General features: G+C 72.5%; 15 protein-coding genes and 1 pseudogene. 10 read left to right on the top strand and 6 right to left on the bottom strand.

The window, feature by feature from the left end; translation table 11 throughout:
* The first annotated feature begins 25 nt into the window (after positions 1–25).
* Complete coding sequence (gene hrcA, locus C5708_RS05385; RefSeq protein ID WP_242918662.1) at positions 26–1,108, top strand: heat-inducible transcriptional repressor HrcA; 1,083 nt, start codon at positions 26–28, stop codon at positions 1,106–1,108.
* An 11-nt stretch (positions 1,109–1,119) separates the two neighbouring features.
* Positions 1,120–1,746, top strand: coding sequence for a nucleotide exchange factor GrpE (grpE, locus tag C5708_RS05380; RefSeq protein WP_242918660.1), 627 nt, complete (start codon positions 1,120–1,122; stop codon positions 1,744–1,746).
* Between the two features lie 69 nt (positions 1,747–1,815).
* On the opposite strand, the gene C5708_RS05375 is transcribed toward grpE, so the two are convergent.
* Positions 1,816–2,724: a dienelactone hydrolase family protein gene (locus tag C5708_RS05375; RefSeq protein ID WP_242918658.1), complete on the bottom strand. Its 909-nt coding sequence runs from the start codon at positions 2,722–2,724 to the stop codon at positions 1,816–1,818.
* A gap of 63 nt (positions 2,725–2,787) precedes the next feature.
* Positions 2,788–3,405 (bottom strand): alpha-ketoglutarate-dependent dioxygenase AlkB, encoded by a 618-nt coding sequence (locus tag C5708_RS05370; protein ID WP_242918656.1) that lies wholly within the window; start codon positions 3,403–3,405, stop codon positions 2,788–2,790.
* A 261-nt stretch (positions 3,406–3,666) separates the two neighbouring features.
* On the opposite strand from C5708_RS05370, the gene dnaK reads away from it, so the two are divergent.
* The 3 genes from dnaK to C5708_RS05355 all read left to right on the top strand — a co-directional run bounded on the left by dnaK (position 3,667) and on the right by C5708_RS05355 (position 7,303).
* Positions 3,667–5,568 carry a molecular chaperone DnaK gene (gene dnaK, locus C5708_RS05365; RefSeq protein WP_242918654.1) on the top strand — a complete coding sequence of 634 codons (1,902 nt, stop codon included), beginning with the start codon at positions 3,667–3,669 and terminating at the stop codon, positions 5,566–5,568.
* A gap of 162 nt (positions 5,569–5,730) precedes the next feature.
* Positions 5,731–6,888, top strand: coding sequence for a molecular chaperone DnaJ (dnaJ, locus tag C5708_RS05360; protein WP_242918646.1), 1,158 nt, complete (start codon positions 5,731–5,733; stop codon positions 6,886–6,888).
* 31 nt (positions 6,889–6,919) lie between these two features.
* Positions 6,920–7,303 carry a DUF3224 domain-containing protein gene (locus tag C5708_RS05355; protein WP_242918644.1) on the top strand — a complete coding sequence of 128 codons (384 nt, stop codon included), beginning with the start codon at positions 6,920–6,922 and terminating at the stop codon, positions 7,301–7,303.
* Between the two features lie 297 nt (positions 7,304–7,600).
* Here C5708_RS05355 and C5708_RS05350 read toward each other — a convergent pair.
* A pseudogene (locus C5708_RS05350) lies at positions 7,601–8,359 on the bottom strand (pseudouridine synthase); the annotation flags it as partial.
* A 101-nt stretch (positions 8,360–8,460) separates the two neighbouring features.
* Between C5708_RS05350 and C5708_RS05345 the strand changes: the two are divergent.
* Both C5708_RS05345 and C5708_RS05340 read left to right on the top strand, forming a co-directional pair.
* The gene (locus C5708_RS05345) at positions 8,461–8,916 is read left to right on the top strand and encodes a DUF1440 domain-containing protein (RefSeq protein ID WP_242918642.1); all 456 of its coding nucleotides are present in this window, start codon (positions 8,461–8,463) and stop codon (positions 8,914–8,916) included.
* A gap of 121 nt (positions 8,917–9,037) precedes the next feature.
* Complete coding sequence (locus C5708_RS05340) at positions 9,038–10,222, top strand: aspartyl protease family protein (protein WP_242918640.1); 1,185 nt, start codon at positions 9,038–9,040, stop codon at positions 10,220–10,222.
* Positions 10,223–10,271: 49 nt separating this feature from the next.
* Here C5708_RS05340 and C5708_RS05335 read toward each other — a convergent pair whose 3' ends face one another.
* Together C5708_RS05335 and C5708_RS05330 are read right to left on the bottom strand one after the other, a co-directional pair.
* Entirely contained in the window at positions 10,272–10,883 is a 612-nt protein-coding gene (locus C5708_RS05335; RefSeq protein WP_242918638.1) for a hypothetical protein, read from the bottom strand.
* A 186-nt stretch (positions 10,884–11,069) separates the two neighbouring features.
* Positions 11,070–11,612: a GNAT family N-acetyltransferase gene (locus tag C5708_RS05330; protein WP_242918636.1), complete on the bottom strand. Its 543-nt coding sequence runs from the start codon at positions 11,610–11,612 to the stop codon at positions 11,070–11,072.
* 132 nt (positions 11,613–11,744) lie between these two features.
* On the opposite strand from C5708_RS05330, the gene mutS reads away from it, so the two are divergent.
* A complete protein-coding gene (gene mutS, locus C5708_RS05325) occupies positions 11,745–14,426 on the top strand; it encodes a DNA mismatch repair protein MutS (protein WP_242918634.1) in 2,682 nt (893 codons plus the stop codon).
* On the opposite strand, the gene C5708_RS05320 is transcribed toward mutS, so the two are convergent.
* Positions 14,423–15,340 carry a LysR family transcriptional regulator gene (locus C5708_RS05320; RefSeq protein ID WP_242918632.1) on the bottom strand — a complete coding sequence of 306 codons (918 nt, stop codon included), beginning with the start codon at positions 15,338–15,340 and terminating at the stop codon, positions 14,423–14,425. The genes mutS and C5708_RS05320 overlap by 4 nt on opposite strands.
* Before the next feature lie 98 nt (positions 15,341–15,438).
* On the opposite strand from C5708_RS05320, the gene C5708_RS05315 reads away from it, so the two are divergent.
* Together C5708_RS05315 and C5708_RS05310 are read left to right on the top strand one after the other, a co-directional pair.
* Complete coding sequence (locus C5708_RS05315) at positions 15,439–16,161, top strand: SDR family oxidoreductase (RefSeq protein ID WP_242918630.1); 723 nt, start codon at positions 15,439–15,441, stop codon at positions 16,159–16,161.
* Positions 16,162–16,259: 98 nt separating this feature from the next.
* A complete protein-coding gene (locus tag C5708_RS05310; protein WP_242918629.1) occupies positions 16,260–19,079 on the top strand; it encodes a [protein-PII] uridylyltransferase in 2,820 nt (939 codons plus the stop codon).
* The last annotated feature ends 131 nt before the right edge of the window (positions 19,080–19,210 follow it).

The following is a 19,210-nucleotide window of genomic DNA, read 5'->3' as shown; positions in this document are numbered from 1 at the left end:
CCGCGCTTATCCTAGATCGACAGTCATGACGAGCATCCTTCAGTCCGGCCCGCCGTCGGCGCGCACGCCCACCATCGCCGAACTGGACGGTCGCGCCCGCGACATCTTCCGGCGGGTGGTCGAGACCTATCTGGAGACCGGCGAGCCGGTCGGCTCGCGCACGGTCTCGCGCGGCGGGGTGCACCTGTCGCCGGCCTCGATCCGCAACACCATGCAGGACCTGGCGCATCTCGGCCTGCTGGGCGCTTCGCATGTCAGCGCCGGGCGCATCCCCACCCACGCCGGCCTGCGGCTGTTCGTCGACGGCCTGCTCGAGGTCGGCGACCTGGCCGAGGACGAGCGCCGCGCCATCGACGCGCGGCTGTTCGCGCGGGGCCGGGGGTTCGAGGAGGCGCTCAACGAGGCCAGCAGCCTGCTGTCGGGCCTGGCAGGCGGCGCCGGCATCGTGGTCAGCCCGATCCGCGACGCCGGGGTCAAGCACGTGGAGTTCGTCGCCCTGGGCGTCGACCAGGCGCTGGCGGTGATGGTGTTCGAAGACGGCTCGGTCGAGAACCGCCTGATGACCCTGGCCGCCGGCCTGACCCCGGCGGCGCTGCAGGAGGCCTCGAACTTCCTCAACGGCCGGCTGCGCGGGCGGACCCTGGGCGAGACCCGGGCCGAGATGCGCGGCGAGCTCGACATCGCCCGGCGCGAGCTGGACGAGACCGCCGCCCGCCTGGTCGAGGACGGCCTGGCGGCGTGGAGCGGCGGCGAGGGCGCCGCCCGGTCGCTGATCGTGCGCGGCCGCGCCAACCTGCTCGACGACCGGGCGGCGCTGGAGGACATGGAGCGGGTGCGGATGCTGTTCGACGACCTCGAACAGAAGGAGCAGCTGATCAGCCTGCTGGACGACGTCAAGGCGGCCCAGGGCGTGCGCATCTTCATCGGCGCCGAGACGCGGCTGTTTTCACTTTCGGGTTCCGCCGTGATCGCGGCGCCCTATATGACAGGCCGGCAGCGGGTGCTCGGCGCGATCGGCGTGATCGGCCCGACCCGTCTGAACTATGCTCGGGTGATCCCGCTGGTGGACTATACGGCGAGGGTGCTCGGGCGATTGCTTGAGTCCTAGAGGATTGCGACATGACCGACGACCAAACGCCGGCCCCCGACCATCACGACGCCGACGCCGAGCGGGCCGAGGCCTTCGACGCCGACGCCGCCCTGGAAGCGGCCCTGACCGAGGTCGCCTCGCTGAAGGAGCAGATGCTGCGCGTCGCCGCCGAGGCCGAGAACGTCAAGCGTCGGGCCGAGCGCGAATCCAACGACGCCCGCGCCTACGCTATCCAGAAGTTCGCCCGCGACCTGCTCGGCGTGGCCGACAACCTGGAGCGCGCCCTGCAGCACGCCCCGCGCGATTCCGAGGACGCCTCGGTCAAGAACCTGACGGTCGGCCTCGACATGACCAACAAGGCCCTGCAGGAGGCGTTCGAGCGCAACCAGCTCAAGCGCGTGAGCCCCGAGCGCGGCGAGCGCTTCGACCCGCACCTGCATCAGGCGATGATGGAGCAGCCGGCCGAGGACGTCGCCCCCGGCTCGGTGCTGCAGGTGCTGCAGAGCGGCTACGAGCTGTTCGGCCGCCTGGTGCGCCCGGCCATGGTGGTGGTCAGCCCCAAGGCCGCTGCGCCCGCCCCCGCCCCGGCCGAGACCAACCCCTACGCCCAGAACGCCGCCGATCCCGCCGGCGGCGCCTTCGACACCAAGGCCTGACCTCGCGCGGGCTTCGCTCGCCCGCCCCTTCTCCGCGATGGCGCAGGGGTGGCGGGCGCTCGCCGGGCTTCAGCCGAACGCGCCGCGCTTGGCGCCCGGCTTGACGCCGTTCCTGGCGAACCAGTCGAGCATGCGGGCCCAGGCGTCCTTGGCCGCCGGCTCGTCATAGGTCGAGCGGTAGTCGGCGTGGAAGCCGTGCTGGGCCTCGGGATAGACGATGAGGTCGCCCTTCTTGCGGGCGTCGCGCAGCTTGGCGCGCATGGTCTCGACGTCGGTCAGGGGAATGCCCTTGTCCTTGCCGGCGTAGAAGCCGAGCACCGGCGCGCGCAGGTCGCCGACCACGTCCAGCGGCCAGGGCCGGTCCTCGTCGCCGAGGAACTGGTCCTTGGCCGGCCGCGACAGGCGGCCGTACCAGGCCGCTCCGGCCTTGAACTCGGGGAAACGGGCCGCCGCCATCCACACCGCCGCCCCGCCCCAGCAGAAACCGGTGACGGCCATGCGGCCGCGATCGACGAAATCCTGGGCCTTGAGCCAGGTCAGCACCGCCCCGATGTCGCCCAGCACCTGGGCGTTGGTGGCGGTGGCGACGATCTTCTGGATCTGGCCGAAGTCGGTCAGGGGCGCGGGATCGCCGGCCCGGTGGAAGAAGGCCGGCGCGACGGCGACGTAGCCGAGCTTGGCCAGCCTGCGGCAGAGGTCGCGGATGTATTCGTGGACGCCGAACACCTCGGACACCACCACCACCACCGGATAGCGGCCCTTGGCGTCGGGCCGGGCGACATAGGCCGGCAGGGGGGCGTCGGCCTGCGGGATCGCGACCTCGCCGGCGATCAGGCCGGCCTCGTCGGTGTGGATCGCCTCGGCCTGGGCCGAGACGGCGGCCAGGGCGTAGCCGGCGAAGAACATCGCGCCGAGCGCACGGCGGCTGGGCGAGAAGTCGGCGTCCTGCGACCCTTCGGGCCGGGTGAGGGTGACCATGGCGAAGCGGCTTTCGTTGGCGATTTTGACCGATTCAATCGCCGTTCCGCCTCCCGCGTCGAGTCATAAATTCGCCGGGCCCGGCCGCGCCCGCCTCAGGGTCAGGTTGATGCGGCCGCCGCCCGGAACCAGCCGCGAGGAGCCCGCCAGCACCCGGTCGACGCCATGGAAGGCCAGCCGCGCCGGCCCGCTCAGCAGGCAGACGTCGCCCGAGGTCAGCCGCACCGAGCGGGTGGGGTCCTTGCGGCTGGTCCCGCCCAGGCGGAACACGGCGGTGTCGCCCAGCGACACCGACAGCACCGGGAAGGCGAAGTCGGCCTCGTCGCGGTCCTGGTGCAGGCCCATGCGCGCGCCGTCGCGATAGAGGTTGACCAGGCAGGCGTCGGGCGGGGCGGCGGCGCCGGCCGCATCCGCCCACAGGTCGAGCAGGACCGGCGGGATCGGCGGCCACGGCGCGCCCGTCAGCGGATGCCGGTCGACATAGCGATAGCCCCGCGCGTCGGTGAACCAGCCGACCTCGCCCAGGTTGGTGGTCTCGACGCTCATGGCCTGGCCGCCGGGGGTGAGCGGCCGGTAGAACGGCGCGTCGGCGGCGGCGGCGAACACGGCGTCGACCAGGGCGCGCTGGACCGCCTCGTCCAGCCGCCCGGGAAACAGTCGAAAGCCCCGATCCTCGATCATCCGCCGCTTTTAGCGCGAAACCGGGCCGGCGGGCGCACAACCCTATCAAGTCTGTGGTCTTCCTCTTGCGGACCCCCCCGTCCTTCCCATATGCGGCTTCTGAAAGCGGATTACGGTCTCGTGAACCGCTGCCGTTTCCGGGGCCCACGACAACGGCCCCATAGTTTCGAACACCGGATCGAACGGGGGCGAGGATCACAAGCGGCGCTTCGGATGAAGGCCCGGAAATCCCCGTCCGCCAGACAGGAGCGACAGACTTCGATGAGCAAGATTATCGGCATCGACCTCGGCACGACCAATTCGTGCGTGGCGATCATGGACGGCAAGAGCCCTAAGGTGATCGAGAACGCCGAGGGCGTGCGCACCACCCCCTCCGTGGTGGGCATCCTTGACGACGGCGAGCGCCTCGTCGGCCAGCCGGCCAAGCGTCAGGCCGTCACCAACCCATCGAACACCCTCTTCGCCATCAAGCGGCTGATCGGCCGCAACTTCGACGACCCCGTGGTCGCCAAGGACAAGGGCATGGTGCCCTACGACATCGTCAAGGGCCCGACCGGCGACGCCTGGGTGCGCGCCCATGGCAAGGACTATTCGCCGCAGCAGATCTCGGCCTTCATCCTGCAGAAGATGAAGGAGGCCGCCGAGGCCCATCTGGGCGAAAAGGTCGAGAAGGCGGTCATCACCGTCCCGGCCTATTTCAACGACGCCCAGCGCCAGGCGACCAAGGACGCCGGCAAGATCGCCGGCCTGGAAGTGCTGCGCATCATCAACGAACCGACGGCCGCGGCGCTCGCCTACGGGCTTGAGAAGAACGACGGCAAGAAGATCGCGGTCTACGACCTGGGCGGCGGCACCTTCGACGTGTCGATCCTCGAGATCGGCGACGGCGTCTTCGAGGTGAAGTCGACCAACGGCGACACCTTCCTCGGCGGCGAGGACTTCGACCTGCGCCTGGTCGACTACCTGGCCGAGGAGTTCAAGAAGGAGACCGGGGTCGACCTGCGCAACGACAAGCTGGCCCTGCAGCGCCTGAAGGAAGAGGCCGAGAAGGCCAAGAAGGAGCTGAGCTCGACCACGCAGTACGAGGTCAACCTGCCCTTCATCTCGATGAACGCGTCGGGCCCGCTGCACCTCAACATCAAGCTGTCGCGCGCCAAGCTCGAAGCCCTGGTCGAGGACCTGATCGCCAAGACCATCGGCCCCTGCGAGCAGGCGCTGAAGGACGCCGGCCTCAAGAAGTCGGACATCGACGAGGTGGTCCTGGTCGGCGGCATGACCCGCATGCCCAAGGTCCAGCAGGCCGTGCAGGACTTCTTCGGCCGCGAGCCGCACAAGGGCGTCAACCCGGACGAGGTCGTGGCGCTGGGCGCGGCGGTCCAGGCCGGCGTGCTGCAAGGCGACGTCAAGGACGTGCTGCTGCTCGACGTCACCCCGCTGACCCTGGGCATCGAGACCCTGGGCGGGGTGTTCACCCCCCTGATCGAGCGCAACACCACCATCCCGACCAAGCGCTCGCAGACCTTCTCCACGGCCGAGGACAACCAGTCGGCGGTGACCATCCGCGTGTTCCAGGGCGAACGCCCGATGGCGGCCGACAACAAGACGCTCGGCCAGTTCGACCTCGTCGGCATCCCCCCGGCCCCGCGCGGCGTGCCGCAGGTCGAGGTGACGTTCGACATCGACGCCAACGGCATCGTCCACGTCACCGCCAAGGACAAGGCCACCGCCAAGGAGCAGTCGATCCGCATCCAGGCCAACGGCGGCCTGTCGGACTCCGACATCGAGGCGATGGTCAAGGACGCCGAGTCGCACAAGGCCGACGACGAGAAGCGCAAGCATCTGGTCGAGGCCCGCAACCAGGCCGACGCCATCCTGCACTCGACCGAGAAGGCGATGGCCGAGCACGGCGACAAGGTCGGCGCGGCCGAGAAGGGCGCCATCGAGACGGCCGCGACCGAGCTCAAGGCCGTCAAGGACGGCGACGACCTCGAGGCCATCCAGGCCAAGACCCAGGCCCTGGTCCAGGCTTCGATGAAGCTGGGCGAGGCCATGTATCAGGCCCAACAGGCCGCCGGCGGCGAAGCCGGCCAGGCCCATGGCGCGGACGACGGCGTCGTGGACGCCGAGTTCGAGGAAGTCGACGACGACAAGAAGTCGGCCTGAGGCTGACCGCCGTGCCGGCGACCGCATCCCTTTCCGAACATCCGGTCTGGCGGGCGGTCGCCGCGTGCGGCGAACGGCGCGGCGCGACCCGGCTCCGCGGCTTGCGGCGGAGCGCCGCCGCACCCACCTCAAAAACTCATGAAATGACGATCTGACGCCGCCATGCGCGACTATTACGAAATCCTGGGCGTGAGCCGCACCTGCGACGGGGCCGAGCTCAAATCCGCCTTTCGCAAGCTCGCCATGCAGCACCATCCGGACAAGAATCCGGGCTGCACCCAGTCCGAGGGCCGGTTCAAGGAGCTGAACGAGGCCTATTCGATCCTCTCCGATCCCCAGAAGCGCGCGGCCTACGACCGCTTCGGCCACGCCGGCGTCAACGGCGGCGCGGGCGGCCCGGGCCAGGCCGGATTCGGCGACATCCACGACATCTTCAACGAGGTGTTCGGCGACGCTTTCGGCGACATGTTCGGCGGCGGCCGGCGCCAGAAGAGCGGCCCCCAGCGCGGCCAGGACCTGCGCTACGACATCGAGATCACCCTCGAGCAGGCCTATGCCGGCGCCGAGGTCGAGATCACCGTTCCCTCCTCGGTGACCTGCGAGACCTGCGAGGGCTCCGGCGCCAAGCCGGGCACCAGCCCCACCGTCTGCGGAACCTGCGGCGGGGCCGGGCGCGTGCGCGCGGCCCAGGGCTTCTTCGCCATCGAACGCACCTGCCCGCGCTGCGGCGGGGCCGGGCGGCTGGTGCTCGATCCGTGCCGGGACTGCCATGGCCATGGCCAGGTTCGCCGCGACCGCACCCTGCAGGTGCGCATCCCCGCCGGCGTCGACGACGGCGCCCGCATCCGCCTGGCCGGCGAGGGCGACGCCGGGGCCCATGGCGGCCCGCGCGGCGACCTCTACATCTTCCTGTCGGTGCGGCCGCACGAGCTGTTCGAGCGCGACGGCCTGGACCTGTTGTGCACCGTGCCGGTGCCGATGTGCGTCGCCGCCCTGGGCGGCGACATCGAGGCTCCCTGCCTGCTCGGCGGGGCCGACTGCGACGGCGAATGCAAGATCGTGGTCAAGGTCCCCGAGGGGGCCCAGACCGGCAAGACCGTCCGCCTGAAGGGGCGCGGCATGCCCTCCTTGCGCACCCGCGAGCGCGGCGATCTGGTGGTCGAGCTCTATATCGAGACCCCGACCCGGCTGACCGCCCGCCAGAAGGAGCTGATGCGCGAACTGGCCGGCCTGTGCGGCGACCAGCAGCATCCGAAGTCCTCCGGCTTCTTCAAGAAGGCCAAGACCTTCTGGGAAGACATCACCAGCGCCGAGGCCTGAGGCCCGGGCGGCCAGGAATGCGAGGAACGCCATGACCCATCACGCGACCGGCGCCTTCGACGTCAAGCGCACGCCCCAGACCGCCGCCGACGCGCCGGTGGGGCGGTTCTCGCTGGACAAGGTGTTCCGCGGCGGGCTGGAGGCGACCAGCGTCGGCGAGATGCTGGCCGTCGGCTCGGACACCCCCGGCTCGGCCGCCTATGTGGCGCTGGAGCGGGTCTCCGGAACCCTAGACGGCCGGACCGGCGCCTTCGCCCTGCATCATGTCGGCCGCATGGAGCGGGGCGCGCCCTCGCTGACCATCGAGGTCGCGCCCGATTCGGGGACCGGCGAGCTGGTCGGCCTGACGGGACGGCTGAGCATCCGCATCGAGGACGGCCAGCACTTTTACGATTTCGAATACGACCTGGGCTGAGCCCCGGCGCGCTCAGGGCTTGCGTGGTCCCCGGCGCGGTCCGCCGGGCTTGGCTGGGCCGTCCGGGCGAGGGCCCGGCCGCTTGCCGCCCGCGCTTCCGCGGCCTTCGCCCCGCGCCGGTTTCGCCCCGCGCGCCGCCGAGGGACCGCCAGCGAAAAAGCTCTTCTCGCCCGGAACGGCCGGCTTGGGCGCCCGGCGCTTCTTGGGCTTGTCGCCCGCCGCCGCTGTGGGCCGGGGCCGCGCCGCCGCGCGCGCCAGCCGCGCCTGACGGGCGTCGTCGGGTCCGGCCGCCGGCGGCGCCAGCAGCGCCTCGCGCTCGGCCGTCGTCAGCGGGCGCCACTTGCCTTCGGGCAGGGCGCCGATCTCGATCGGCCCGATGCGGATGCGGTGAAGGTCGACGACCGTCAGCTCGACCAGCTCGCACATGCGGCGGATCTGGCGGTTGCGGCCTTCCTTGAGCACGAAGCGCAGCACGCCGCTGCCGGTGTCGGTCACCCGCGCCGGCTTGAGCTGGCGGCCGTCCAGCTCCAGCCCCAGGCGCAGCAGGGCCAGCTTCCTGGGCGTGATCTCGCCCGCCACCCGCACCAGATATTCCTTCTCCAGCGCCGCGTCCGGCCCGATCACCGCCTTGGCCACCACCCCGTCCTCGGACAGCAGCAGCAGGCCGCGCGAATCCATGTCCAGCCGCCCCACCGGGGCCAGCTTGCTCTCCAGGGTCGGAACGGTCGCGCCCGGGTCGCCCCACAGCGCCGCGCGGGTGAGCAGGCGCACGGCCGGGACCTGGCCGTGCTCGGGCTGGCTCGACACCACCCCGACCGGCTTGTGGAAGACGATGCTCAGGCTGGCGTCCAGCGTCTGGGTGGCGTCGTCGGCGAGGGTCAGGGTCTGGCCGGAGGCGATCTTGCGGCCGGGGTCGGTCACCGTCTCGCCATCGACGCTGACCAGGCCGCGGCCGATCAGGCCCTCGGCCTCGCGGCGCGAGCACACGCCGGCCTGGGCCAGCCAACGGTTGATCCGCTGGGGCTCGGCTTCTTCGTAACGTCGGGTCCAGGGCATGAACGGTCTCGAAAATGTGTCGGCCTTAGTAGGGTTTGCGGCGCGGCTTGACAATCGGCGGGCGGCGGCCTCCGCTGAACGCCGTTACGGGGGAACGTCCAATGAACAAGTCAGGCTCCATCCTCGCCGCCATTCTGCTCGGCGGCCTTGTCGCGGGAACCATCGACGTCGGCGCGGCGGCGCTGATCAACGGGGCGCCGGTCCCGGTCATCCTGAAGTTCATCGCCAGCGGCCTGCTCGGCAAGGGCGCGCGCGGCGGCGGCGCCGACATCGCCGTGCTCGGCCTCGTGCTGCAATGGGCGATGTCGCTGGTCATCGCCGCCGTCTTCGTTCTGGCCAGCCTGCGCCTGCCGGTTCTGCGCCGCAACTGGCCGGTCTGGGGCCTGGCCTACGGCGTCGGAATCTATTTCGTGATGAGCTACGTGGTCATGCCGCTGTCGGCCGTCGGCCACGCGCCCAAGTTCGTCATGGCCGGCTTCGCCATGAACATGGCGGCCATGCTGGTGTTCGGGCTGATCGTCGCCGGCTGCGCGCGGTGGCGGTTGGGCAAGGCCTAGGCCGCGGGTTCGGGACGTTTCCGAATCCGCTATCCCAGGGGTTGTGTTGCGTCGGCGAGTGCGCCCATGGTGGCGGCCGCGTCGCCGTCGCGGCGCGGGCCTGCATGCGGGGGATGATCCAGTGAACGCGACGATCCGTTGGCGGTCTACGGCCATCCTTGCCGCGGCGGGCCTGGGGTTCGCGCCGCCCGTCTGGGCCGACCCCGCGCCGGCCACGCGCGCCGAAGCGGTCGAGGCGCCCTTCACCCTGGCGGCGGAGCACATCTATGTCGATGTCGAGATCAACGGCCAGGGACCCTTCCACTTCATCCTGGACACCGGCGCGGTCAACGTCCTGACGCCGGAGACCGCGAGCCGCCTGAACCTCGCGCTCGAGCGCAAGGTCGAGGCGGTCGGCACGGGCGGAACCCAGAGCGCCCGTGAGACCAAGGTCCAAACCGTCCGCATCGGCGGCGCGACGCTGCGCGATCAACCTTTCTATGTGATCGACCTGCCTCCCGCGGTGGTGGCGAGCCGGCCCGTCGACGGCCTCATCGGGCATGGCTGGCTGAGCCGGACGCCGACCAGGATCGACTACGCCGCGTCGAAGCTGACCTTCTATCCGTCCCAGGGCTGGCGCTATGGGGGAGCCGCCCCGGCGACGCCGCTCCATTTCAAAGGGGCGCTGCCGCAGGTCGACGCCGCCGTCGACGGCGTCTCCGGCCGTTTCACGCTCGACACCGGCAGCAGCGGGTCGCTGATCCTTTATCCCGCGTTCGTCGACAAGAACGATCTCATCGCGCGGTATCGGCCGAAGACCGAGATCATGTCCGCCGTCGGCGTGGGCGGGCCGGTCTTCTCGCTCATCACGCGGGCCAAGCGCCTCGACGTGGCGGGAGTCTCGGTCGACGGCCCCGTCACCTTCCTGTCGCGCGCCAAGTCCGGGGCGGCGGCCGACGCCAGGACGGCCGGAAGCTTCGGGTTCGGCGTGCTGCGGCGGTTCACCGTCACGCTCGACTACGCCAAGGGCCAGGCCTTCTTCGAGCCCAACGCGGCGTTGGGCGAACCCGATCTGGCCGACCGCTCGGGCCTGAGGCTCGAAACGGCCCCCGAAGGCTTCAAGGTGACCTTCGTCGCCGTGGACAGTCCGGGCATGCGGGCGGGGCTGCGGGCGGGCGACATCATTCGCGCGGTCGAGGGCGCGCCGGCCGCCGGGCTCGACCTGTCGGCGATGCGGACCCGGCTGAAAGGCGCCGTCGGCGCGAAGATCGCCCTCGAGGTCGCCGGCAGGACCGCGCCCGTCGTGGTGGAGCTGGGCGACCTCTAGGCCCGACCCTTCGGCGCGATGCGCGGGTCGTCGGCGTCGGCGCCGGCGCTCAGCTGCAGGAGCGGAACTCGCCGGTCTTGCTGAAGCAGACCTGCACCTCGGTGAGCACGTGGCCGGCCGTCACGGTCACGACGCCGTCGGCCGGGATGTCCGGGTTCGCCTGCCGGAAGGCCTGTTTCAGCGCCGAGGTCTCCTGCTCGCCGACGGTCCGCGCCGTCGCATAGGCGCTCGGGATGGTCACCGAGCCGCGCAGCTTGTCGGACAGCGCGAAATAGCCGGCGGGGTCCAGTCCGGAGCAGGTGCCGTGCTTGGCCCACTCGTGGTCGATCATCGTGGGGCTGGGATAGAGCGACTTGTACCGCTCGCGCACGTCGGCCGGCAGGGCCGCGCGGCTGCAGCTCGCCGGGAAGGTGCGGGCGTCGTACTGCGGCCAGAGCCCGTGCAGGCCGAAGCCCAGGCCATGGCCGCATTCCACCGGATCGCTGTGGGTGGCGCAGAACCCCGGCGTCCAGGTCAGGGCCAGGACGTAGTAGTTGAAGTTCTTCGGGGTGGGCTTGGACCGCTTGTGCCGCGCCAGGGCCGGATCGGCGCCGGCCACGGCCAGCGCCAGGGTCAGGCAGAGCAGGGCGGCGGCGCGCGACGGGGATCGGGACGATCGCATGCGGGGGTTCCGGCGGTTGGCGTCGAGACGGTTTCCCGGCGGCCCTCGGCGCGACCGGCACGGCGAAGCTTCACCTCGCCAGCTAACACCAGCTAACACCAGCCGACGCCGCCTGACAATCTGGGATATTTTGCCGTGGTCATGCCCTTTCAGATTGAAATGGCGATCGCGACGCGGCCGGGCGCGCTATCCTGCGCCGGCGGACAACCACCCCGGCAGGTCGTCCCACCGATAGGCGACCGCCGCCACCGAGCCGCCGGCGATGGGCTCGCGGCGGGCCTCGGCCCGGCCGCCGCCCAGGCGCTCGTAGAAGGCGCGGGCGCGGAGGTTGTCGGCCAGCACCCAGATCACCAGCGAGGTCGCGCCGCGCGCGGCCAGGGCGCGGGCCGTCGCCGTCAGGAGGGCGCGGCCCAGGCCCGAGCCCTGCGCGGTCTTGAGCAGGTAGAGCGTGGTGATCTCGGCCTCGCCCGGGACGCCCGCCCGCGACGCCTCGCCCGAGCAATAGCCGACCAGGCCGGCCTCTCCTTCGGCCGCCAGGGTGACTTCGCCGACATGCAGCAGCCGCCAGCGCCAGCGGCGGGCGTGGGCGGCGACCGACATCCGCGCTAGATAGGCCGCCGGCAGGACGCCCGGATAGGTCTCGCGCCAGGCCTGGACATGGACGAGGGCCAACTCGGCGGCGTCGCCGGGCCCGGCGGGGACGATGGCGTAGGTCAGTTCGCTCTGCATCGTCATATGGACGTGGGGCGGGACCGGTCGGGTTCAAGGGGCTTGCGGAGCCGGTCTTTGCGGGGCGCGCCGTCGATTAACCCGCCAAGACGGGGCTGACGCGCGGGCGCGGGCTCTGTAGCTTGCGCCGCGATGAACGCCCCCGCCGCTTTGATTCCCGATCCCGCCGGCGCCACGCCGGTGATGGCCCAGTATTTCGAGGCCAAGGCCCGCCAGCCCGACGCGCTGGTGTTCTTCCGCATGGGCGACTTCTACGAGCTGTTCTTCGACGACGCGGCCAAGGCGGCGGCGGCGCTGGGCATCGCCATGACCCATCGCGGCACCCACGCCGGCCAGCCGATCCCGATGGCCGGCGTGCCGGCCCACGCGGCCGAGGCCTATCTGGCCAAGCTGATCCGCGCCGGCTTCAAGGTCGCGGTCTGCGAGCAGATGGAGAATCCGGCCGAGGCCAAGAAGCGCGGCTCCAAGTCGGTGGTCCACCGCGAGGTCACCCGCGTGGTCACCCCCGGCACCCTGACCGAGGACGGCTTGCTGGACGCGCGCGGGGCCAACCGGCTGGCGGCGGTGGCGATCCGCGCCGGCCAGGCGGCGGTGGCCAGCGTCGAGCTGTCCACCGGCGAGGTCGAGGTGATGCTGGCCGCCCGCGACGGGCTGGCCGCCGCCCTGGCGGCGCTGCAGCCGTCGGAAGTGCTGGTCCCCGACCGGCTGTTCGCCGACGAGGCCGCCTCGGCGGCGCTGAAATCGGTCGGCGGGCTGGTGCAGCCCATGCCCGGCGCCCTGGCCGAGCCGTCGGCTTCCGAGGCGCGGCTGAAGCGCCTCTACGGCGTCGACACCCTCGACGGCTTCGGCGAACTGGGCGGGGCCGAGGTCGCCGCCCTGGGCCTGATCGCCGCCCACCTGGAGACCACCCAGGCCGGCCGCCTGCCGGCCCTGCGCCCGCCGCGCCGCGCCGGCGAGGCCGACGTGATGGCCATCGACCCGGCCACCCGCGCCTCGCTGGAGATCGAGAAGACCCAGAGCGGCGGCCGCGACGGCTCGCTGCTGGCGGCCATCGACCGCACGGTCACCGCCGGCGGGGCCCGCCTCCTGGCCGCCCGGCTGGCCCGGCCGCTGTTGCGGGTCGAGGCCATCGAGGCCCGCCTGGACGCGGTGGAATGGTTCGCGGGCCACCGCTCGCTGCGCCAGGACGTGCGCGAGGTGCTGCGCGGCTGCGGCGACATGGCCCGCGGCCTGTCGCGCCTGGCGCTGGGCCGCGGCGGCCCGCGCGACCTGGGGACCATCCGCGACGGCCTGCGCGCCGGCCACGCCATCGGCGCCCTGGTCGCCGCCCATCCCGACATCCTCGATCCGCCGCCGCCCGAGGTGGGCGAGGCGCTGGACGCGCTGAACGCCGCCCTGCACCCCGACCTCGCCGCCTTCCTGGCCGCGCTGGAGCAGGGCCTGGGCGCCGACCTGCCGGCCCAGCCCCGCGACGGCGGCTTCGTCGCCGCCGGCGTGCGGCCCGAACTGGACCAGGCCCGCGCCCTGCGCGACGACAGCCGCCGGGTGATCGCCGCCCTGGAGGCCCAGCTCCAGGCCGAGACCGGCATCAGCCTGAAGGTCCGCCACAACGCCGTGCTCGGCTATTTCGTCGAGGCCACCGCCAAGCAGGCCGAGCCGCTGTTCGCGCCGCCGCTGAACGCCGCCTTCATCCACCGCCAGACCCTGGCCAACCAGGTGCGCTTCACCACGGTCGAGCTGGCCGAGCTGGACGCCAAGATCGCCCAGGCCGCCGAACGGGCCCTGGCCATCGAGGTCGAGACCTTCGAGGTCTGGCGCGCCCAGGCCGTGGCCGCCGCCGCCGCCATCCAGGGCGCGGCCGAGGGCGCGGCGCGACTGGACGTCGCCGCCGGCCTCGCCGAATGGGCCGAGGACGCCCGCGCGGTGCGGCCGCAGATCGAGGATTCGCTCGCCTTCGAGGCCGAGGCCGCCCGCCACCCGGTGGTCGAGGCCGCCGTCACCCGCGCGGGCGAGCCGTTCACCCCCAACGACTGCGCCCTCGACGGCGCCGGGGCGGCCAGCGCCCGGCTGGCCATCGTCACCGGCCCGAACATGGCCGGTAAGTCGACCTTCCTGCGCCAGAACGCGCTGCTGGCGGTGCTGGCCCAGGCCGGCGCCTTCGTGCCGGCGCGGCGGTTGAGGCTGGGCGTGGTCGACCGGCTGTTCAGCCGCGTCGGCGCCGCCGACGACCTGTCGCGCGGGCGCTCGACCTTCATGGCCGAGATGGTCGAGACGGCGGCGATCCTGACCCAGGCGACGCCGCGCAGCCTGGTGATCCTCGACGAGATCGGCCGCGGCACCGCCACCTATGACGGCCTGGCCATCGCCTGGGCCTGCGCCGAGGCCCTGCACGACGTCAACCGCTGCCGGGCGCTGTTCGCCACCCACTATCACGAGCTGGCGCGGCTGGAGACGCGGCTGGCCCACGTCTGCAACCTGTCGCTGCGGGCCAAGGAATGGAACGGCGACCTCGTCTTCCTGCACGAGGCGGCGCCCGGCCCGGCCGACCGCTCCTACGGCGTGCAGGTGGCCAAGCTGGCCGGGGTGCCGGCCGCCGTGGTCGCCCGCGCCCGCGAGGTGCTGGACCGGCTGGAGAGCCAGACCGCCTCGCCCGCGCGCCTGGACGACCTGCCGCTGTTCGCCGCCACGGCGCCGGAGCCGGAACGGCGCGGCCCCAGCGAGGTCGAGCAGGCCCTCGGCGGCCTCGATCTCGACGGCATGTCGCCGCGCGAGGCGATGGACGCGCTTTATCGCCTCAAGGGCCTGCTGCCCTAGGCGGGCGGCCGCTCCCAGGGCGGGGCGGGGGTGAAGGCCTCGACCAGGGCGTCGATCACCGCCCGCAGGCGACGCGGCAGATGCGGCGCGCGCGGCCACAGCGCATGGATCGGCGGTCCCGGCGGCGTGCGTCCCGGCAGCACGGCCTCCAGCCGACCGGCGGCGATCGCTTCCGCCGCCAGCCATCGCGGAACCAGGGCGACGCCGCATCCGGCGACGGCGGCCTGCATGGCGGCGTCGACGCCGCCCAGGCGCAGCCGGGCCGGCGGGTCGATCCGGCGCAGGCGCCCGTCCTCTCCGATCAGCCGCCAGCCGCCGTCGCGCAGGTCCAGGATCGCGTCGTGCCCGGCCAGCGCCTCCAAGTCTTGCGGTCGCCCCCGGCGGTCGAGATAGGCCGGGGCGGCGCACAGCACGGTCTCCTGCCGGCCCAGCGGCCGGGCGGCGAGGCTGGCGCTGTCGCCCGGCTCGCCGATGCGCACCACCAGGTCGACCCTGTCCTCGGCGAGGTCGATGACGCGGTTGCTGAACGAGATGTCGAGGGCCAGGCCCGGGCGGCGGGCGGCGAGGTCGAACAGCGCCGGCAGCACCCAGCGCCGGCCGAACAGTTCGGGCAGGTCCAGGCGGACCCGGCCGTGCGGCTCGCCGCCGGCGGCGGCCAGGGCGGCCTCGGCGGCTTCCAGCCCGGCCAGGGCCGCGACGGCGGCGTCGTAGAGCAGGCGGCCCTCCTCGGTGGCGGCCAGGCTGCGGGTGGTCCGGTGCAGCAGCCGCGCGCCGAGCCGGCGCTCCAGCCTGGCCACCGCCTTGCCGACCGCCGAGCGGGTGAGGCCGAGGCGCTCGCCCGCCAGGGTGAAGCTGCCGGCCTCGACGGCCTGGACGAAGGCCTGCACCCCGGCGAGGTGGTCGTTGGGGATCATGCCGCGCCTTTCATTCCCGAATATAGGGAAATCATAGCCCAGATCGGGACCATGAAGCTCGACTATCGTCGGCCCTTCCCGAGCGAGGAGCTGGCGGCGTGAACGGACGGATGGACGGCAAGGTGGTGGCGGTGATCGGCGGCGGGTCGGGTATCGGCCTTCGCCTGGCCGAGCAGGTGGTCGCGCTCGGCGGCCGGGTCGTGCTCGGCGGGCGCACGGCCGAGCCGCTGGACGCCGCGGTCGCCCGGCTCGGCGAGGCGGCGACGGCCCGCGTGGTCGACGCCGAGGACCAGGGCTCGGTGGCCGGCTTCTTCGCGGGGATCGCCCATCTCGACCACCTGTTCACCCCGGGCTCGGCCTACGCCTACGGCCGTATCGACGAGATTTCCGACGCGGTCGCCGAGAGCCCGTTCCGCAGCAAGTTCTGGGGCCAGTACTGGGCGGTGAAGCACGCCTTGCCCAAACTGGCGCGGGACGGCTCGATCGTGCTGATGTCGGGGGCGGCCAGCGTGCGGCCGCTGGCCGGGGCGGCGGCCTACGCCGCCTGCAACGCCGCAGTCGAGGGGCTGGGCCGGGCCCTGGCCCTGGAGCTGGCCCCGATCCGGGTCAATGTGGTCTCGCCCGGCACGGTCGACAGCGATCTTTGGCGTCGTCGGCCGGCCGCCCAGCGCGAGGCGGCGTTCGCCGGCTATGCGGGCCTCGCCGCCCTGGGCCGCGTCGGCGCGGTCGACGAGGTGGCGGACGCGGCGCTGTTCCTGATGGGCAACGGCTTCATGACCGGCTCGACCCTCTACGCCGACGGCGGTTACGCCCTGCGCTGAGCCGTCGGCGCCCGGAAAGGCGGCGGACGGCGGCTTTCGCGCGACGCGGCGGTTCGGAGGGTGACGGCGCGGCCGCGACCGCTTACCTAATGAAGGTCATGCCCTCCCGCCTTCGCCCGACCCGCCTGGAATACGTCGTCGACGGCCACCGCCTGCGCGCCCAGTTGTCGGCCGCCGCGCTGGACGCCATCGGCGACGAGGCCGAACAGCGCCGCCGGGCCATCGACATCCTCAAGGGCGCCCTGTTCCGGGGGCGGATGATCGCCAAGGAACGGCTGGAGAACGGCGGCGGCGGCATCGAGACCGCGCGGTTGCTGTCCGGGGTCACCGACGAGGTGGTCTCGGCCCTCTACGACTTCACCACGGTGCACGTGTTCCGCGCCCGCAACCCCACCGAGGGCGAGCGGCTGGCGCTGATGGCGGTGGGCGGCTACGGCCGCGGCACCCTGGCGCCGTTCTCCGACATCGACCTGCTGTTTCTGCGGCCCTACAAGCAGACCGCCCACACCGAGAGCGTGATCGAGTACATGCTCTATGCGTTGTGGGACCTGGGCTTCAAGGTCGGCCACGCCTCGCGCACCATCGAGGAGTGCGTCAAGCTCAGCCGCGAGGACTTCACCATCCGCACGGCGCTGCTGGAGGCGCGGCGCCTGACCGGCGACGAGGTCCTGGCCGCCGACATGCAGCGCCGCTTCCGCGACGAGGTGGTCAAGGGCACCGGGGCCGAGTTCGTCGCCGCCAAGCTCAAGGAGCGCGACGAGCGCCACGCCCGGGCCGGGGCCAGCCGCTATCTGGTCGAGCCCAACGTCAAGGAGGGCAAGGGCGCGCTGCGCGACCTCAACACCCTGTTCTGGATCGCCCAGTACCTGCACCCGACCGACAGCCTGGAGGGCGTGCTCAAGCTCGACATGTTCGAGCGGCGCGAGGTCGCCACCTTCATCCGCGCCTCGGACTTCCTGTGGTCGGTGCGCTGCCAGCTGCACTTCGCCACCGGCCGGCCGGAGGAGCGGCTGACCTTCGACCTGCAGCCCGAGATCGCCCGGCGCATGGGCTACGGCGACCGCGGCGACGCCCCGGCGGTGGAGCGGTTCATGCGCCGCTATTTCATGACCGCCAAGGAGGTCGGCGCCCTGACGCGGGCCTTCACCGCCAAGCTCGAAGCCGAGCACATGAAGAAGCCGCAGGGCCTGTCACGCTTCCTGCCCGGGCGGAAGACCGCGCGCAAGGCGCTGGACGCCCCCGGCTTCCACGAGGACGGCGGCCGGCTGAACATCGACGGGCCTCAGACCTTCGAGCGCGACCCGGTCAACCTTCTGCGGATGTTCGTCATCGCCGACCGGCGCAATCTCGACCTGCACCCGGACGCCTTCACCACCGCCACCCGCTGCCTGAACCTGATCACGCCCAAGCTGCGGCGCGACCCGGCGGCGGCCAAGGCCTTCCTCGACGTGCTGGCGCGCGGCAAGCACGCCTATCGCACCCTGACCCTGATGAACGAGGCCGGCGTGCTCGGCCGGTTCATCCCCGAGTTCGGCCGCGTCGTCGCCCAGATGCAGTTCAACATGTACCATTCGTACACGGTGGACGAGCACACCCTGCGCGCGGTCGGGGTCATCGCCGACATCGCCCGCGGCCAGCTGGGCGAGGACCATCCGCTGTCGGTGTCGATCTGGCCGCTGATCGACGACCACGAGGCGCTGTTCCTGGCCATGCTGCTGCATGACGTCGGCAAGGGCGGCGTCGGCGGTCAGGAGAAGGCCGGGGCCCGCGCCGCCCGCTCGGCCTGCGAGCGGCTGGGCCTGGAGCGCGAGCGCATCGAGCTGGTCGCCTGGCTGGTCGAGCACCACCTGATGATGAGCGACTTCGCCCAGAAGCGCGACGTCGCCGACCCCAAGACCGTCGCCGCCTTCGCCCGGGTGGTGGAGAACCCCGAGCGCCTGCGCCTGCTGCTGGTGCTGACCGTGGCCGACATCCGCGCCGTCGGGCCGGGGGTGTGGAACGGCTGGAAGGGCCAGCTGATGCGCGAGCTCTACGCCGCGACGGAATCGCTGTTCCGGGGCGGGCGGGCGGCCGATCCCGCCGCCGGCCTGCAACGCCACCAGGAAGGCGCCGCCGCCGAGGCGCGCGAACGGCTGCTGGCCGCCGATCCCCAGGCTGGGCCGTGGGCGCGGGCGATGGAGAACGCCTACTTCCTCAGCTTCACCCCCGACGAGCAGCTGACCCACGCCGCGCTGGGGCGGCGGGCCGACGGCCAGGGCGGGGCGGCGGCCGACGCGCGGGTGCGCGACGACCTCAACGCCGCCGAGGTGACCATCGCCGCCCACGACCGCCGGGGCCTGTTCGCCGACCTGGCCGGGGTGATCGCCGCCCTGGGAGCCAACGTCGTCGGGGCCCGGGTCTACACCGCCAGGGGCGGCCAGGCGCTCGACGTCTTCTATGTGCAGGACGCGGTCGGCGGTCCCTACGGCTGCGACAACCCCCGCGCGCTGCGCCGGCTGGCCGACGCGCTGGAGGCCGCCGGGCGCGGGGAGGCGGCCCGCTTCGAGCCGCGCCGCCTGGCCGAGCTGGGGCGGACGGCGGCCTTCGCCATCGCCCCCACCGTCGCCGTCGACAACGAGGCTTCGGAGGACGCCACAGTGATCGAGGTCTCCGGCCGCGACCGTCCCGGCCTGCTGGAGGCCCTGTCGCGCCGCCTGACCGAGGCCAGCCTGTCGATCCAGTCGGCCCATATCGACGGCTATGGCGAGCGGGCGGTCGACGTCTTCTACGTCCACCAGGCCGACGGCCGGAAGCTGGCCGACGCCCGCCGGATCAACAGCCTGAAGACCCACCTGCTGGCCGTGCTGGAGGAGGCCGAGCGCGGACCGCCCGGCGGGCGGCCCAGGCTGGAGCGCGCCCGGGCGAGCGTCGCCCGCTAGGGCCGGGCCGTTAACGCAACATCGCTTGACCGCTCCGGTCGCGGCCGGTACGGCCGCAGGGTGAGCCGCCCCGACGTACCCCTGAACACAGACGCCCCAGCCACGGACGCGCCCGCGGCGGACGACGCCCT

Origin of the sequence: Caulobacter sp. CCUG 60055, assembly GCF_022750545.1 — a bacterium.
In the GTDB taxonomy this organism is placed as follows: Bacteria; Pseudomonadota; Alphaproteobacteria; order Caulobacterales; family Caulobacteraceae; genus PUIC01.
The sequence above is the reverse complement of the archived record's forward strand: the minus strand, read 5'-3'. Positions and strand labels throughout refer to the sequence as shown.

Bases quoted from the DNA above. Each gene is read 5' to 3' on its own strand.
- C5708_RS05375 (WP_242918658.1), bottom strand. From the start codon at position 2,724: ATGGTCACCCTCACCCGGCCCGAAGGGTCGCAGGACGCCGACTTCTCG.
- dnaK (WP_242918654.1), top strand. From the start codon at position 3,667: ATGAGCAAGATTATCGGCATCGACCTCGGCACGACCAATTCGTGCGTG.
- C5708_RS05355 (WP_242918644.1), top strand. From the start codon at position 6,920: ATGACCCATCACGCGACCGGCGCCTTCGACGTCAAGCGCACGCCCCAG.
- grpE (WP_242918660.1), top strand. From the start codon at position 1,120: ATGACCGACGACCAAACGCCGGCCCCCGACCATCACGACGCCGACGCC.
- C5708_RS05310 (WP_242918629.1), top strand. From the start codon at position 16,260: ATGCCCTCCCGCCTTCGCCCGACCCGCCTGGAATACGTCGTCGACGGC.
- C5708_RS05320 (WP_242918632.1), bottom strand. From the start codon at position 15,340: ATGATCCCCAACGACCACCTCGCCGGGGTGCAGGCCTTCGTCCAGGCC.
- C5708_RS05370 (WP_242918656.1), bottom strand. From the start codon at position 3,405: ATGATCGAGGATCGGGGCTTTCGACTGTTTCCCGGGCGGCTGGACGAG.
- C5708_RS05345 (WP_242918642.1), top strand. From the start codon at position 8,461: ATGAACAAGTCAGGCTCCATCCTCGCCGCCATTCTGCTCGGCGGCCTT.
- mutS (WP_242918634.1), top strand. From the start codon at position 11,745: ATGAACGCCCCCGCCGCTTTGATTCCCGATCCCGCCGGCGCCACGCCG.
- dnaJ (WP_242918646.1), top strand. From the start codon at position 5,731: ATGCGCGACTATTACGAAATCCTGGGCGTGAGCCGCACCTGCGACGGG.
- hrcA (WP_242918662.1), top strand. From the start codon at position 26: ATGACGAGCATCCTTCAGTCCGGCCCGCCGTCGGCGCGCACGCCCACC.
- C5708_RS05330 (WP_242918636.1), bottom strand. From the start codon at position 11,612: ATGCAGAGCGAACTGACCTACGCCATCGTCCCCGCCGGGCCCGGCGAC.
- C5708_RS05335 (WP_242918638.1), bottom strand. From the start codon at position 10,883: ATGCGATCGTCCCGATCCCCGTCGCGCGCCGCCGCCCTGCTCTGCCTG.